The sequence below is a fragment of the Mesorhizobium sp. B2-4-7 genome, assembly GCF_006442685.1.
GTDB lineage: Bacteria > Pseudomonadota > Alphaproteobacteria > Rhizobiales > Rhizobiaceae > Mesorhizobium.
The window spans coordinates 423162-436563 of record NZ_VFVH01000002.1 but is presented as its reverse complement, the minus strand read 5'-3'; the positions used below and the strand labels follow the sequence as shown (position 1 = coordinate 436563).

Genomic DNA, 13402 nt, shown 5'->3' with positions numbered 1-13402 from the left:
GGGAGATGTCCGGCAGGACAGAGGGGGGTGCTTTCCGCCGTCCCGAATTAGATATGCAGCGCGTGTCCCAGCGCCTTCAGGGCCGCTTCCTGGAAGCCTTCGCCCTGTGTCGGATGGGCATGGATGGTGCCGGCGATGTCCTCCAGCCGCGCGCCCATTTCGAGCGCCAGGCCGAAGGCCGTCGACAGTTCCGACACGCTTTGCCCGACCGCCTGGATGCCTAGCACAAGATGATTGTCCGCGCGGGCGACGACGCGGACAAAGCCATCCTCGCCAATCCTGGTCATCGCGCGGCCATTGGCGGCGAAGGGAAACATCCCGACCTTGATTTCCCCGCCGAGCGCCTTGGCCTCTTCGGGCGACAGGCCGACGGTGACCAGCTCCGGATCGGTGAAGCAGACGGCGGGGATAGCCCGCTTGTCCCAGCCGCGCTTATGGCCGGCGACGATTTCGGCGACCATCTCGCCTTGCGCCATCGCGCGGTGCGCCAGCATCGGCTCGCCGGTGACGTCGCCAATGGCGAAGATGCCGCGCATGGAGGTGCGGCACTGCTCGTCGATGCGGATGAATCGCCCCGCCATGTCGAGGTCGATCTGGTCGAGCCCCCACCCTTCCGTCACCGGCTTGCGGCCGACCGTGACCAGGATCTTGTCGGCGGCGATCCTCGCATCCTTGCCATCCGGGGTCTCGACCAGCAGCGCATCGCCTTTCGTCGACAGGCCCTTGGCCTTGGCGCCTGGCATCATTTCGATGCCGAGTGCCGCCAGCCGCTTGACCACCGGCCGCGTCAGTTCGGCGTCATACTGCGCCAGCACGCGCGGCAAGGCCTCGACCACGGTCACCGCCGCGCCCATCTTGGCGAAGGCCGTGCCGAGCTCCAGGCCGATATAGCCGCCGCCGACCACCGCCAGCCGCTGCGGCACCTCCTTCAGCGCCAGCGCTTCCGTCGACGAGATCACCGGCCCGCCGAACGGCAGGAACGGCAACTCGACCGGCGCCGAGCCGGTGGCGATCACCACCGCTTCGGCGCGGATCACCTGGCTTCCCGTCTCGGTCTCGACCGCGACGGTCTTGCCGTCTCGAAACGTCGCCCAGCCCTGCACGGTCTTCACCCCGGCCTTCTTGAGCAGGCCGGCGACCCCGCTGTTAAGCCGACTAACGATGCCGTCCTTCCAGGCGACCGTCTTGCCCAGATCCAGCGCCGGCGCGGCCACCGAAATGCCGAGCGGGCTGTTGCCGCCCGCCATCTGCGCGACCTTCTCGAACTCCTCCGCTGCATGGATCAGCGCCTTGGAGGGAATGCAGCCGACATTGAGACAGGTGCCGCCCGGCTTGCCGGCCTCGACGATGACGGTATCGACGCCGAGCTGCCCGGCACGAATAGCGCAGACATAGCCGCCCGGCCCCGCGCCGATGACCAGCAGCTTGCAGGAGATTTCTTTCATGACGTGACCCTTCGATCCGAGGAAACGCTCCGTCGAGATTCTTCGCGCCCCCCTCTGTCCTGCCGGACATCTCCCCCACAAGGGGGGAGATTGGAGGCTTCGGCGCCTCGCTCAATCCCGCAGCGCTGGTGATTGGCGAAAGCCGGCGTGACATCTGATCTCCCCCCTTGTGGGGGAGATGCCTGGCAAGGCAGAGGGGGGCGCTCTCCCGCCATCATCTCGAATGATCCACCGTCAATCCACGAAAATCAGCGCCGGCGTTTCCAGGAGCGTCTTGATGCGCTGGATGAACACCGCCGCGTCCCAGCCGTCGATGACGCGATGGTCGAAGCTCGACGACAGGTTCATCATCTTGCGCGGGATGAACCGGGTGCCGTCCCATACCGGCCGCACCATCATCTTGTTGACGCCGAGGATCGCCACTTCCGGGTGGTTGATGACCGGAGTCGTCGCCACGCCGCCCATGGCGCCGAGCGAGGTGATGGTGATGGTCGAGCCGGAGAGCTCGCCGCGCGTCGCGGTTCCCGACTTGGCCGCCTCGGCCAGCCTGGCGACCTCCGCGCCGCATTCCCAGATGTCCAGCGCCTCGGCGTGCTTGACGACGGGCACGACCAGTCCCGACGGCGTCTGCGCGGCGATGCCGATATGGATGCCGCCATGCTGGTGGATGATGCCGGCCTCGTCGTCGAACAGCGCATTGAGGTTGGGCTGGTCCGCGATCGCCCTGACCATCGCGCGCATCAGGAACGGCAGCAGCGTCAGCTTTGGCCTTTCTACCCCCTTGGCCGCCCGCTTCTCCTTGTTGAGCGCGGCGCGCAGATCCTCGAGCGCGGTGACGTCGACCTCCTCGACATAGGTGATGTGCGGGATGCGCGACGCCGCCAGCGTCATCTTCTCGGCGATCTTGCGCCGCAGGCCCACCACCTTGATGTCCTCGACGGCATCGTTGCGGGCGAGGCCGGATGCCTTGGCCATGTGCGGCCCGCGCGCCAGGAACGCCTCGATGTCCTCATGGCCGATGCGGCCGGCCGGGCCGCTTCCCTGGACCTGCCTGAGGTCGATGCCCGCTTCCTTCGCACGCAGCCGCACGGCCGGCGAGGCCAGCGGCCTTTCACCTTGCGCACGCGGCGCGCTGTTGACCTTGGACCTGGCGCCGTCATCCTCGGGCTTGTCCCGAGGATCTACCGACCTTCCGGAACTGGTCGCGTCATATCCCTGTGGGACGGCGGATCCTCGGGACAAGCCCGAGGATGACGGCGACAGATTGGGCGATGACGGCTCCAGGTCCGAGACCGGGCGAGCCCCCGTATCATCGGAGATACTTTCAGCCGTCACTTCCGCCGGCATCGCACCGCCAACGACATTGCCCTCGCCGGCCACCTTCAGCCGCACGATGGGCGAGCCGATCGCCACCGTGTCGCCGATATCGGCGCCCAGCCACAGGATCTCGCCGTCGACGGGGGAAGGGATCTCTACCGTGGCCTTGTCGGTCATCACGGCGGCAAGCATCATGTCCTCGCGCACGATGTCGCCGACCTTGACATGCCATTCGACGAGTTCCGCCTCGGCGACGCCCTCGCCGACATCGGGCAGCTTGATGATGTGTTCGCCCATGTCGGGCCTCCCCGTTCTAGGCTTCCAATGTTTCCGTAAGCGCCCGGCCGACGCGGGCCGGACCGGGGAAATAGTCCCATTCCTGCGCATGCGGATAGGGCGTGTCCCAGCCGGCGACGCGGGCCACCGGTGCCTCCAGATGGTAGAAGCAGTTTTCCTGCACAAGCGCGACCAGCTCCGCTCCGAAGCCGGAGGTCAGCGTCGCCTCGTGCACCACGACGCAGCGTCCGGTCTTCTTCACCGACGCCACGATGGTGTCGAGGTCGAGCGGCAACAGCGTCCTGAGATCGACGATCTCGGCATCGATGCCGGTCTCCTCGGCCGCCGCCTGCGCGACATAGACCATTGTGCCGTACGCCAACACCGTGACGGCGGAGCCGGCCCGGCGGATCGCGGCCTTGCCGAGCGGCACGGTGTAGTGGCCGTCGGCGACCTCGCCCAGCTCGTGCTTCGACCACGGCGTCACCGGCCGGTCGTGATGGCCGTCGAAGGGGCCGTTGTAGAGCCGCTTCGGCTCGAGGAAGATGACCGGGTCGGGATCCTCGATCGCCGCGATCAGCAACCCCTTGGCGTCATGCGGGTTCGAGGGCACGACGGTCTTCAGCCCCGACACATGGGTGAACAACGCTTCCGGGCTTTGGCTGTGCGTCTGGCCGCCGAATATGCCGCCGCCGGTCGGCATGCGCACCACGATCGGGCAGGTGAAGTCGCCGTTCGAGCGGTAGCGCAGCCTCGCGGCTTCCTGGGTCAGCTGGTCGTAGGCCGGGTACATGTAGTCGGCAAACTGGATCTCCACGCACGGCTTCAGACCATAGGCGGCCATGCCGATGGCCGAGCCGACAATGCCGGATTCATTGATCGGTGCGTCGAAGCAGCGGCTCTTGCCGTATTTCGCCTGCAGGCCTTGCGTGCAGCGGAACACGCCGCCGAAAAAGCCGACATCCTCGCCGAACACCACCACTTTCTCGTCGCGCCCCATCGACACGTCCATCGCGTCGCGAATGGCCTCGATCATGGTCCGCCTCGGCATGGCTCAGACCCCCGCCTGCTGGCGCTGGCGCCGCAGATGCGGCGGCATCTCGGCATAGAGGCCCTCGAACATGTCGCGCGTCGACGGCTTGCCGCCGGCGTGCAGCGTGCCGTGGCTTTCGGCTTCCTTCTGCGCCGCGATCACCGTGTCGAGGATTTCCGCTTCAGCCTGCTTGTGCCGCTCCTCCGACCAGACGCCGAGCCGGATGAGATGGTTCTTCAGCCGAACCACCGGGTCGCCGAGCGGCCAGGCATCGGATTCGGTCTTCGGCCGGTAGGCCGAGGGATCGTCCGAGCTCGAATGCGCGCCGGCGCGGTAGGTGACATATTCGACCAGCGTCGGCCCCAGGTTGCTGCGCGCGCGCTCGGCCGCCCATTTCGCCACGGCGTGGACGGCGAGATAGTCGTTGCCGTCGACGCGCAGCGCCGGGATGCCGAAACCCAGCCCGCGCGCGGCGAAAGTGCCCGCGCCGCCGCGCGCTATGCCTTGAAACGTCGAGATTGCCCACTGGTTGTTGACGACATTGAGCACCACGGGCGCCTTGTAGGTCGAGGCGAACACCAGCGCCGAATGGAAGTCGGATTCCGCCGTCGAGCCGTCGCCGATCCAGGCCGCGGCGATCCTTGAGTCGTTCGAGATCGCCGAGGCCATCGCCCAGCCGACCGCCTGGATATACTGCGTCGCCAGATTGCCCGAGATCGAGAAGAAGCCGTGCTCCTTGGACGAATACATGATCGGCAATTGCCGGCCCTTCAGCGGGTCGGCCTCGTTGGAATAGATCTGGTTCATCATCGTGACCATCGGGTAGCCGTCGGCGATGAGCAGCCCGGCCTGCCGATAGGTCGGGAAATTCATGTCGCCGGGGGCGAGCGCCTTGCGGAAGGCGCAGCTCACCGCCTCTTCGCCCAGATGCTGCATGTAGAAGGAGGTCTTGCCCTGCCGCTGCGCCATCTGCATGCGCGCATCGAAGGTCCTCAGCGTCATCATGTGGCGCAGGCCTTCGAGCAGTTCCTCGTCGGAGAGCAGCCCCGCCCACGGCCCCACCGCCTCGCCGGCGCGGTTCAGCACCCGGATGATCGAGAAGGCCATGTCGCGGATGGCGCGTGGATCGACGTCGATTTCGGGGCGCGGCACCGAGCCGGCGGCGGCGATGGTCACGTTGGAGAAATCAGGCGTGCCGCCCGGCCGCACCTCGGGCTCCGGAACATGGAAGCGCAACATCCCAGCATCGGCCATGACCTTCGTCCTCCATGTCGCCCGGCACCGATATTTGCATATCCGCGCCGCCAGTGCGAATTCACCGGGCAAGCCTCCGGGCATCGGGCCGGCCAAGCCGGCCGATACAGCCTGCCGCGCACCAAGATGAAGATATGTCGGCGAAATTTCTTGTCGATGTTGGGCGGCGCCGCGCAACTAGGCGCAAGGTCGCGTGAGGTTTGTCGCCAGATAAGGTGATTGTTTGGCAAGCTTGGCTGCCGCGCCCACTTCACGCCTGCGGAAGGAGAGGAGAATCGCGGGTCCGCCAAACGTCGCGCCCTTCCTCTCCCCCGTCGATCGGGGGAGAGGTGTCGAGCGCAGCTCGACGGAGTGGGGGTCGATCTTCCCTCGAAGCAGTTCTTCCGAGGTGAACTGGAAAACGTTCACTCCGCCCCAACATCATGCTAACCACCCTCGATGGCACAGAAGAAAGCATACGAGGTGGATTCCTGGCTCGCGAAGCCGGACCCGCGCATGGCGATCGTCCTGCTTTATGGCCCCGATCGCGGCCTTGTCTCGGAGCGCGCCAAGGCTTTTGCCGCCGCGACCGGCCTGCCGCTCGACGACCCCTTCTCGGTGGTCAGGCTCGACGGCTCCGAAGTCGAGCGCGACGAGGGCCGGCTGCTCGACGAGGCGCGCACCGTGCCGATGTTTTCCGACCGCCGCCTGCTGTGGGTGCGCAATGCCGGCGGCCAGAAGGCGCTGGCCGACGACGTCAAGGCGCTGACGGCGGAGCCCGTGCGGGACGCGATCATCCTCATCGAGGCCGGCGATCTCAAGAAGGGCGTCGGACTGCGCGCCGTCGTCGAGGCGGCCGACAACGCCATGGCGCTGCCCTGCTATGCCGACGAGGCCAGGGACATCGATGCCGTAATCGACGACGAGCTGCGCAAGACCGGCGCGACGATGACGCTTGAGGCAAGACAGGCGCTGCGCCGCAATCTCGGCGGCGACCGGCTGGCCTCGCGCGGCGAGATCGACAAGCTGCTGCTTTATGTCCATGGCCAGAAGGAAATCGGCCTCGACGACGTCAGGGCGATGTCCGGCGACGTTTCCGGCGCGTCCTTCGACGATGCCGTCGACGCGCTTCTCGAAGGCAAGGTCGGCGAGTTCGACACCGCCTTCACCCGCCATTGCCAGGCAGGCGGCCAACCCTTCCTGGTGCTGTCCTCGGCGATGCGGCAGTTTCAGGCGATGCAGTCCATGCGCGGCCAGATGGAGGCCGGCGGCCGCAATGCCGCGTCGGTGGTGGCGGCGGCGCGCCCGCCGGTTTTCTTCTCGCGCCGCAAGCTGGTGGAGAAGGCGCTGGAACGCTGGAGCGTCGAGGCGCTCGGCCGCGCGCTGACCCGGCTGCAGACCGCCGTGCTGCAGACGCGGCGAAGGCCGGACCTGTCGGTGGCGCTGGCAAGGCAGGCGCTGCTCGGGATCGCGGTGGAAAGCGCGAGGCTGGCACAGCGTTAGGCCCTTTCGGCACCGGGCGCCTGCCTCCGTTGGTCAATTCCCTCCTTTGATCAATTCATTGTCATGGCGCCTACCGGCTCAAAGGTCGGCAGCGCCTGTGGAAAGACCAGCACCGCCGCGCCATAGAGCAGCAGAGCGATCCCCGACAGCTTCGCGATCCCATTTCCAGACGGCAGGGTCTTTTCCGCGAATATCAGCAAGGTGACCACGGCCATTGCGGCAACGTTCATGATCCCGAGAGGAAAGAGAGCGAGAAACAGAAGCCAGCAGCAGCCCAGGCAGAAAAGTCCATGCTCCAGACCCATGCGAACCGCGCCCCAGTAACCATCGCGCCATGAGGTCAGGATGAAGCCGATCGGCGTGCGGCATTTGGCCAGACACAGATCCTTCAGTGGGGAAAGTTGGTAGGCGCCCCCAAGCATCAGCAGCGCGCCGCCGAAACGCGCGGCCGTCGCCGTGGACAATCCCACATGCCCGGCGAGCATCTCCGCACCCGCCGCGCCGGCAAAGGCGATAACGCCCATCACGCCCCAGACCAGCATGTACCCGGCCACGAACACCCAACTCGAGACAAAGGTCTCGCCCCGGCCCCGTTTGCCCGCCTGGACCCGGTGAAATGTCAGGATCATGGGGGCGGCCGTCGGAAACATCATGGCAATCATCATGATCATCCAGACGGCAAGAAACAGCGGCGCCTTCATGCCCATGGTGAGCGAGTACATTTCCATGCGCATGTCCGCGTCCATGCCCGTCTGCTGCCGGATGAGCAAGGTCCATGCCGCCGCCGCGATAGCGATCAGCAGCGCGAGAATGATGTATCGCTGCAACGTCTGCACCATGGACGAAGTACGTCCCGTACTCTGCGGCCAACGGCTACTGCTGGCCGGACCAGTTGATCGGGGCGTAATGTCCGTTCCGGCGGGAATTGTCCCAGCTCATGCCATGGTCGCTGAATGTACTGCCTTCCGCCCCCATCGCCAAGGCGAGCCAGTCGGGATTGACGGGATGGCCGGTGGCCGCCCACATCTGCCCGTCCTCGCGCATCGTCGGCAGCGGCTCGACCGCCATTCGCATGACGCCGGCAATCTCCGCCGACCGCTTCTTGCCGTCTATCCGGTAGCTTATCGGCACCTTCTTGGCGCCGAGATTCGTGCCGATCAAGGGTGCCAGCACCGCCATGGGGCCGCCCGCGACGCCAGTGAAGATGGCGCCTAGCGCCTCTGTCTGCCTGTCATCGGCCCGTTCGTCGATATAGGCGGCGGCCGTCCAATCGCCGTCTGCCATCGGACCCGGCGTGTGGGCAACCATGGCGACGCTGAGCCCATCCAACCGAACGTCGCCGTAACTGCCCGTATCGATATGAAAGACCAGACCGACGTCGCAAAAGCCTTTCGTCGGCCTTGATGTCAGCTGCGCGTTGGTGGACAGCAGGCAAGGACACACGACATCGCAGCTACAGTTTTCGAAGTAACTTCCGGACAATTGCCAACGGACTGCCATTTGCACCTCCCATTTGCGTCAGGCGCGCGTCGGCATATTGCTTTGGCGAGGCGGTGCCATTTCACGCCTGTTGCAGGAATGGCAGACAGCCCTCGCCGCGACTGACCGGCACGCTAGGGCAATGAATTTAAGCCTTGTCTAATAGAGGTTACGCCGTTGCCGGGCACTGTCAAGCCGCGAGCGCGGCTGGCGACGGATGCCGATGGCGCTGCTTTTTCGCCAATCGCCAGCGCTTCAAACGAAAGGGCTGGCGGACAGCCAGCCCTCGTTTTCCCTGCGTTGTAGCTTCCGCTTTGTTGAAGTTCGCCGGCTAACTACCGCTCTTGTTTCAATCTCCGACACAGCTCGTCAAGCTGCTCCAGCGTCCGGTACGCCACGCGAATCTCGCCGCCTTTGTTCGTGTGGTCGATGGTCACGATCATGCCGAGCGTGCCGGTCATCAGCTTTTCCAGCGCCAGCGTGTCGGCGTCTTTTTCCGGCGCGCTTTTCGCCTGCTTCGGCTTCGCCGGGGTCGGACCGGCCGGCATCTGCGCCAGCGCTTCGGCCTGGCGCACCGAGAGCCCTTCCTCGACGATGCGCTTGGCAAGCCCTGCCGGGTCCTCCGCCGTCACCAGCGTGCGGGCATGGCCCGCCGACAAGGCCCCGTCGACCAGCATGTCGCGGATCACGTCGGGCAGCTTCAGCAGCCGCAGCGTGTTGGCGACATGGCTGCGGCTTTTGCCGATGACCTGGCCGAGATCGGCCTGGGTGTAGCCGTGATCGTCGATGAGCTGCTGATAGCCGAGCGCTTCCTCGACCGGGTTGAGATCGGCGCGCTGGACGTTCTCGATGATTGCCAGTTCCAGCGCCGTGCGGTCGTTGACCTCGCGCACGATGACCGGGATCTCGGTCAATCCGGCGCGTTGCGCGGCACGCCAGCGCCGCTCGCCGGCGATGATCTCGTAGCGCCCGGCCTGCGACGGCGAAGGCCGCGCCACCACCGGCTGCACCACGCCATGCTCGCGGATCGATTGGGCCAGGTCGGTCAACTCGGCGTCGCCGAAATGCCGGCGCGGGTTTTTCGGATTGGGCGTCAGGAACTCGATCGGCACCTTGCCGTCGGCACTCATCCCAGGCTTCTCCGGCGCGCTCGGACGGTCGATCTCGCCGATCAGCGCCGCCAGCCCGCGGCCCAGTCTCTTTCTCGAAAGGTCTTCGCTCATTTCGGTTCCAGATTGTTTCGGTATCGAATCGGCTTTTGCTCCATGCGCGGCCGCTTGTTAAGCGGCGCGCAATTTACGCTCGCGGCGGATCACTTCCGACGCAAGCTGCAGATAAGCCTGGCTGCCGGAGCATTTGAGGTCGTAGAGGATCGCCGGTTTGCCGTAGGACGGCGCTTCAGAGACCCGCACATTGCGCGGGATGATGGTCTCGTAGACCTTGTCGCCCATATGCTCGCGCACGTCCTGCACCACCTGGTTGGCGAGGTTGTTGCGGCCGTCATACATGGTCAGCACGATGCCCTGGATGGTGAGATCCGGGTTGATCGAGCGGCGCACCTGCTCGACGGTTTCGAGCAGCTGGCTGAGACCTTCCAGCGCGAAGAACTCGCATTGCAGCGGCACCAGGACGGAATCGGCCGCCGCCATCGAATTCAAGGTCAAGAGATTGAGCGACGGCGGACAGTCGATCAGCACATAGCCAAACCCGGCCGAACGCGCCGATGCGGCGCGCAGGGCGTTGCGCAGCCGCAGCACCCGGTCCGGCGCCGAGGCGATCTCCATCTCGATGCCGAGCAGGTCGAGGGTCGACGGCACGATCGACAGGCCGGGCACCGCCGTCGGGATCGCCGCCTCCTCAAGCTCCAGCTCGCCGGTCAGCACGTCATAGGACGACACCGTGCGGTCCTTGCGGTCGATGCCGAGGCCGGTGCTGGCATTGCCTTGCGGATCGAGGTCGACGATCAGCACCTTCTCGCCGATCGCCGCCAGCGCGGTGGCCAGGTTGATGGCGGTGGTGGTCTTGCCGACACCGCCCTTCTGGTTGGCTACGGTGATGATTCGAGGGCCGTTCTTCATCATGGGTCTATGCCAGGAATTCATTTTGGGTCGCCAACACGGATTCGGACAGGTCTTTGTTCAGACAGGTCGCACATTGGACAGTTCAAGGATGACGCCGCCAGGGTCGGTCATGCTTGGATGTTCTACCAGATCGAAGCTCCAGCGGTTAACGCTTTCTTGCACTTCGGCGCGGTAATCCCGGCCTTTGTGGAACAGCCCGCGCGCGCCTGATGTCAGCCACGGCCCCGCCAGCTCAAGCAAGGTCGAAAGCGGCGCGAGCGCCCGCGCCGTGACGATTTCCGGTGCCGCGACAAGCGCATGGCTCTCGTCGATGCGGCGCGCCACGACACGCGCCGGCAGGCCGAACTGGCCGACGACGGCTTGCAGGAATCCCGCTTTCTTGCGATTGCTTTCGACCAGGTCGATGCTGGCGCCGTCACGCTCGGCAAGCAGGAACGCCAGCACCAGTCCCGGAAATCCGCCGCCCGAGCCGATATCGACCCATCGCCGCGCTTTGTCCTCGATTCGCCAGAGCTGCGCGCTGTCCAGTATGTGGCGTTGCCAGACATCGCCTGCTGTCGACTGCGCGACAAGATTGATGCTGCGATTCCATTTCTGGAACATCTCTTCGAACGCCACCAGGCGATCGAATGTTTCACGTGAAACCGGACCGGCGGCGTTGCGCAGGCTCTCCCAGGAGGCAGCGCTCACGCGACGTCCCTTTGCGCGCTCTCGGAATGCCTGACATGAGCGACGATGATGGCCAGCGCCGCTGGCGTCATCCCTTCCATGCGCTGCGCGTCGGCAACCGAACGCGGTCGCCGCGCATGCATCTTCTGCTTCAGCTCGTTCGATAGTCCCGGCACCTCGGCGAAGTCGAGCGACTCGGGGATGAGCCGGCTTTCCTCGTGCCGGATCTGGGCGACGTCGCTCTTCTGGCGATCGAGATAAACCGAATATTTCGCTTCCGTTTCGAGGCGCTCCGCCGTCCTGGCGTCGATCGTCCCGAAATTCCCATCGATTCGGGCCAGCCAAGCCACGTCGACGCCGGGATAGGCGAGCAGCTCATAGGCGGATCTGCGCACGCCGTCGCGATTGACCTCCAGCCCGTGGCGCGCCGCCTCGTTGGGTGTCAGCTTTACGCCGAGCGCCAGCCGGCGCGCTTCGGCGAGGCGCTGCTCCACCTCGCCGAACCGCTGCATCCGCCGGGCTGACGCTATACCCAGCCTTGCAGCCAGCGGCGTTAGCCGCTCGTCGGCATTGTCGGCGCGCAGCGAAAGCCGGAATTCGGCGCGCGAGGTGAACATGCGGTAAGGCTCACTGATGCCGCGGCTGGTCAGATCGTCGACCATGACGCCGATATAGGCTTCGGTGCGGCTGAGCACGACTTGCTCGCTGCCCGACGCCCGCCTTGCGGCATTGAGGCCCGCGAGCAGGCCTTGCGCGGCGGCCTCCTCATAGCCGGTCGTGCCGTTGATCTGCCCGGCGAGGAACAGGCCGCCGACGCGCTTTGTCTCCAGCGTCGGATGGAGCTCGCGCGGGTCGACATGGTCATATTCGATGGCATAACCGGGCTGCAGCATCACCGCTCGGTCCAGCCCCGGGATGGTCTTCAAGATTTCGAGCTGAACCTCCTCCGGCAGCGAGGTCGAGATGCCGTTGGGATAGACCGTGTCGTCGTCCAGGCCTTCCGGCTCGAGAAAAATCTGGTGGCCTTCGCGGTCGCCGAACTTGACGATCTTGTCTTCGATCGACGGACAGTAGCGCGGCCCGACGCCTTCGATCGAGCCCGAATACATGGCCGAGCGCCCGAGATTGGCGCGGATCAGTTCATGCGTGGCCGCGGTCGTGCGCGTGATGCCGCATTCGATCTGCGGCGTCTCGATGCGGTCGGTCAGCAGCGAGAACGGCACCGGTTCGTCATCCGCCGCCTGGCGTTCCAGCGACGCCCAGTCGATGGTGCGCCCGTCGAGGCGCGGCGGCGTGCCGGTCTTCAGCCGGCCGAGCTTGAAGCCTGCGCGGCTCATCGTCGCCGACAGCCCTAGGCTCGCTTGTTCGTTCATGCGGCCGGCGACAATCTTCTTCTCGCCGATATGGATCAGCCCGCGTAGGAAGGTTCCGGTGGTCAGGACCACCGCGCCGCTGGCAAGGCGCCGGCCATCGGCCAGGAGAACGGCGCGCAGGCATCCCGAATCGTCGATGTCGAAGTCGAGCACCTCGCCCTCGATCACATCGAGACCGTTCTGCTGCCGGATCGCTTCCTGCATGGCGAGCCGGTAAAGTTTCCGGTCGGCCTGGGTGCGCGGGCCGCGCACGGCCGGCCCCTTGCGCCGGTTGAGCAGGCGAAACTGGATGCCGGCCGCGTCCGCCACCCGGCCCATCAGCCCGTCCATGGCATCGATCTCGCGCACCAGATGGCCCTTGCCGAGCCCGCCAATGGCCGGATTGCAGGACATCACGCCGATCGTGTCGAAACGCAGCGTCACCAGCGCTGTCCTGGCGCCCGCACGCGCAGCCGCGCTGGCCGCCTCGCTGCCCGCATGGCCGCCACCCACCACAACCACATCATAGTGATCGGTCATTTCAAAACGCCCTGGATTCGAAGTTTGGTGGAGAGATGTCCCCGCAGCGGGACGGTGTCAAGAAACTTCGCGGGAGTTTCACGTGAAACAGGACGGCGAGCCTCATTGTAGTGTTTCACGTGAGTCACGTGTATCGACCGCCGGCGCCGCCCCCCGGCGCCGTGTCGGCACTTCTCCCTGGCACAGGGAGACAGCGCTGACCGCAAAGCCGGCACCTTCATTTACAAGGCTGATAATTGCCGAAACTGGAAATAACAGCGCGCCCTCTCCCCGTCCTTGTAAGAGAATGCCGAATAAGAGAATGCCGGCAGGCAAGTGCGGGGTAGCGCCGACGCTGGCGATTGACCCCGGCGCAGCCGTTTCACGTGAAACAACGTCGGTCGGAGAGCCCTTCTGTTTCACGTGAGTCATCGGCCGGGCCCGTCGTGATAGAAGCCGAGGTCAGCGCTGCCCCTCATCCGCCTGCCGGCACCT

11 protein-coding genes are annotated in these 13402 nt (G+C 65.6%); 1 reads left to right on the top strand and 10 read right to left on the bottom strand.

Translation table 11 applies throughout. The annotated features are described in order from the left end of the window. Positions 1-47: 47 nt before the first annotated feature. The 4 genes from lpdA to FJ946_RS08790 all read right to left on the bottom strand — a co-directional run bounded on the left by lpdA (position 48) and on the right by FJ946_RS08790 (position 5325). Entirely contained in the window at positions 48-1445 is a 1398-nt protein-coding gene (gene lpdA / locus FJ946_RS08810) for a dihydrolipoyl dehydrogenase (RefSeq protein ID WP_140563875.1), read from the bottom strand. A 234-nt stretch (positions 1446-1679) separates the two neighbouring features. Beyond that, positions 1680-3059, bottom strand: coding sequence for a dihydrolipoamide acetyltransferase family protein (locus tag FJ946_RS08800; RefSeq protein WP_140563874.1), 1380 nt, complete (start codon positions 3057-3059; stop codon positions 1680-1682). A 16-nt stretch (positions 3060-3075) separates the two neighbouring features. Next, positions 3076-4089, bottom strand: a complete 1014-nt coding sequence (locus FJ946_RS08795) for an alpha-ketoacid dehydrogenase subunit beta (protein WP_140524493.1) — start codon at positions 4087-4089, stop codon at positions 3076-3078. Between the two features lie 3 nt (positions 4090-4092). Then, complete coding sequence (locus FJ946_RS08790; protein ID WP_140514092.1) at positions 4093-5325, bottom strand: 3-methyl-2-oxobutanoate dehydrogenase (2-methylpropanoyl-transferring) subunit alpha; 1233 nt, start codon at positions 5323-5325, stop codon at positions 4093-4095. A 438-nt stretch (positions 5326-5763) separates the two neighbouring features. Here FJ946_RS08790 and holA point away from each other — a divergent pair, with 438 nt between their 5' ends. Continuing rightward, positions 5764-6807 carry a DNA polymerase III subunit delta gene (gene holA / locus FJ946_RS08785; protein ID WP_140524492.1) on the top strand — a complete coding sequence of 348 codons (1044 nt, stop codon included), beginning with the start codon at positions 5764-5766 and terminating at the stop codon, positions 6805-6807. A 50-nt stretch (positions 6808-6857) separates the two neighbouring features. Here holA and FJ946_RS08780 read toward each other — a convergent pair whose 3' ends face one another. The 6 genes from FJ946_RS08780 to mnmG form a co-directional block, all read right to left on the bottom strand. Beyond that, positions 6858-7646 carry a DUF2182 domain-containing protein gene (locus FJ946_RS08780; protein WP_140563873.1) on the bottom strand — a complete coding sequence of 263 codons (789 nt, stop codon included), beginning with the start codon at positions 7644-7646 and terminating at the stop codon, positions 6858-6860. Between the two features lie 34 nt (positions 7647-7680). Next, complete coding sequence (locus FJ946_RS08775) at positions 7681-8307, bottom strand: DUF1326 domain-containing protein (protein ID WP_140563872.1); 627 nt, start codon at positions 8305-8307, stop codon at positions 7681-7683. A 314-nt stretch (positions 8308-8621) separates the two neighbouring features. Then, entirely contained in the window at positions 8622-9509 is an 888-nt protein-coding gene (locus FJ946_RS08770) for a ParB/RepB/Spo0J family partition protein (protein ID WP_140491933.1), read from the bottom strand. A gap of 57 nt (positions 9510-9566) precedes the next feature. Further along, positions 9567-10367: a ParA family protein gene (locus FJ946_RS08765; RefSeq protein ID WP_140491929.1), complete on the bottom strand. Its 801-nt coding sequence runs from the start codon at positions 10365-10367 to the stop codon at positions 9567-9569. A 57-nt stretch (positions 10368-10424) separates the two neighbouring features. Further along, positions 10425-11057 carry a 16S rRNA (guanine(527)-N(7))-methyltransferase RsmG gene (gene rsmG / locus FJ946_RS08760; RefSeq protein WP_140563871.1) on the bottom strand — a complete coding sequence of 211 codons (633 nt, stop codon included), beginning with the start codon at positions 11055-11057 and terminating at the stop codon, positions 10425-10427. After that, positions 11054-12928 carry a tRNA uridine-5-carboxymethylaminomethyl(34) synthesis enzyme MnmG gene (gene mnmG, locus FJ946_RS08755; RefSeq protein WP_140563870.1) on the bottom strand — a complete coding sequence of 625 codons (1875 nt, stop codon included), beginning with the start codon at positions 12926-12928 and terminating at the stop codon, positions 11054-11056. Before mnmG ends, rsmG begins: the two co-directional genes overlap by 4 nt. Positions 12929-13402: the final 474 nt, after the last annotated feature.

Bases quoted from the DNA above. Each gene is read 5' to 3' on its own strand.
- FJ946_RS08765 (WP_140491929.1), bottom strand. From the start codon at position 10,367: ATGATGAAGAACGGCCCTCGAATCATCACCGTAGCCAACCAGAAGGGC.
- FJ946_RS08775 (WP_140563872.1), bottom strand. From the start codon at position 8,307: ATGGCAGTCCGTTGGCAATTGTCCGGAAGTTACTTCGAAAACTGTAGC.
- holA (WP_140524492.1), top strand. From the start codon at position 5,764: ATGGCACAGAAGAAAGCATACGAGGTGGATTCCTGGCTCGCGAAGCCG.
- FJ946_RS08770 (WP_140491933.1), bottom strand. From the start codon at position 9,509: ATGAGCGAAGACCTTTCGAGAAAGAGACTGGGCCGCGGGCTGGCGGCG.
- FJ946_RS08790 (WP_140514092.1), bottom strand. From the start codon at position 5,325: ATGGCCGATGCTGGGATGTTGCGCTTCCATGTTCCGGAGCCCGAGGTG.
- FJ946_RS08800 (WP_140563874.1), bottom strand. From the start codon at position 3,059: ATGGGCGAACACATCATCAAGCTGCCCGATGTCGGCGAGGGCGTCGCC.
- FJ946_RS08780 (WP_140563873.1), bottom strand. From the start codon at position 7,646: ATGGTGCAGACGTTGCAGCGATACATCATTCTCGCGCTGCTGATCGCT.
- mnmG (WP_140563870.1), bottom strand. From the start codon at position 12,928: ATGACCGATCACTATGATGTGGTTGTGGTGGGTGGCGGCCATGCGGGC.
- FJ946_RS08795 (WP_140524493.1), bottom strand. From the start codon at position 4,089: ATGCCGAGGCGGACCATGATCGAGGCCATTCGCGACGCGATGGACGTG.
- lpdA (WP_140563875.1), bottom strand. From the start codon at position 1,445: ATGAAAGAAATCTCCTGCAAGCTGCTGGTCATCGGCGCGGGGCCGGGC.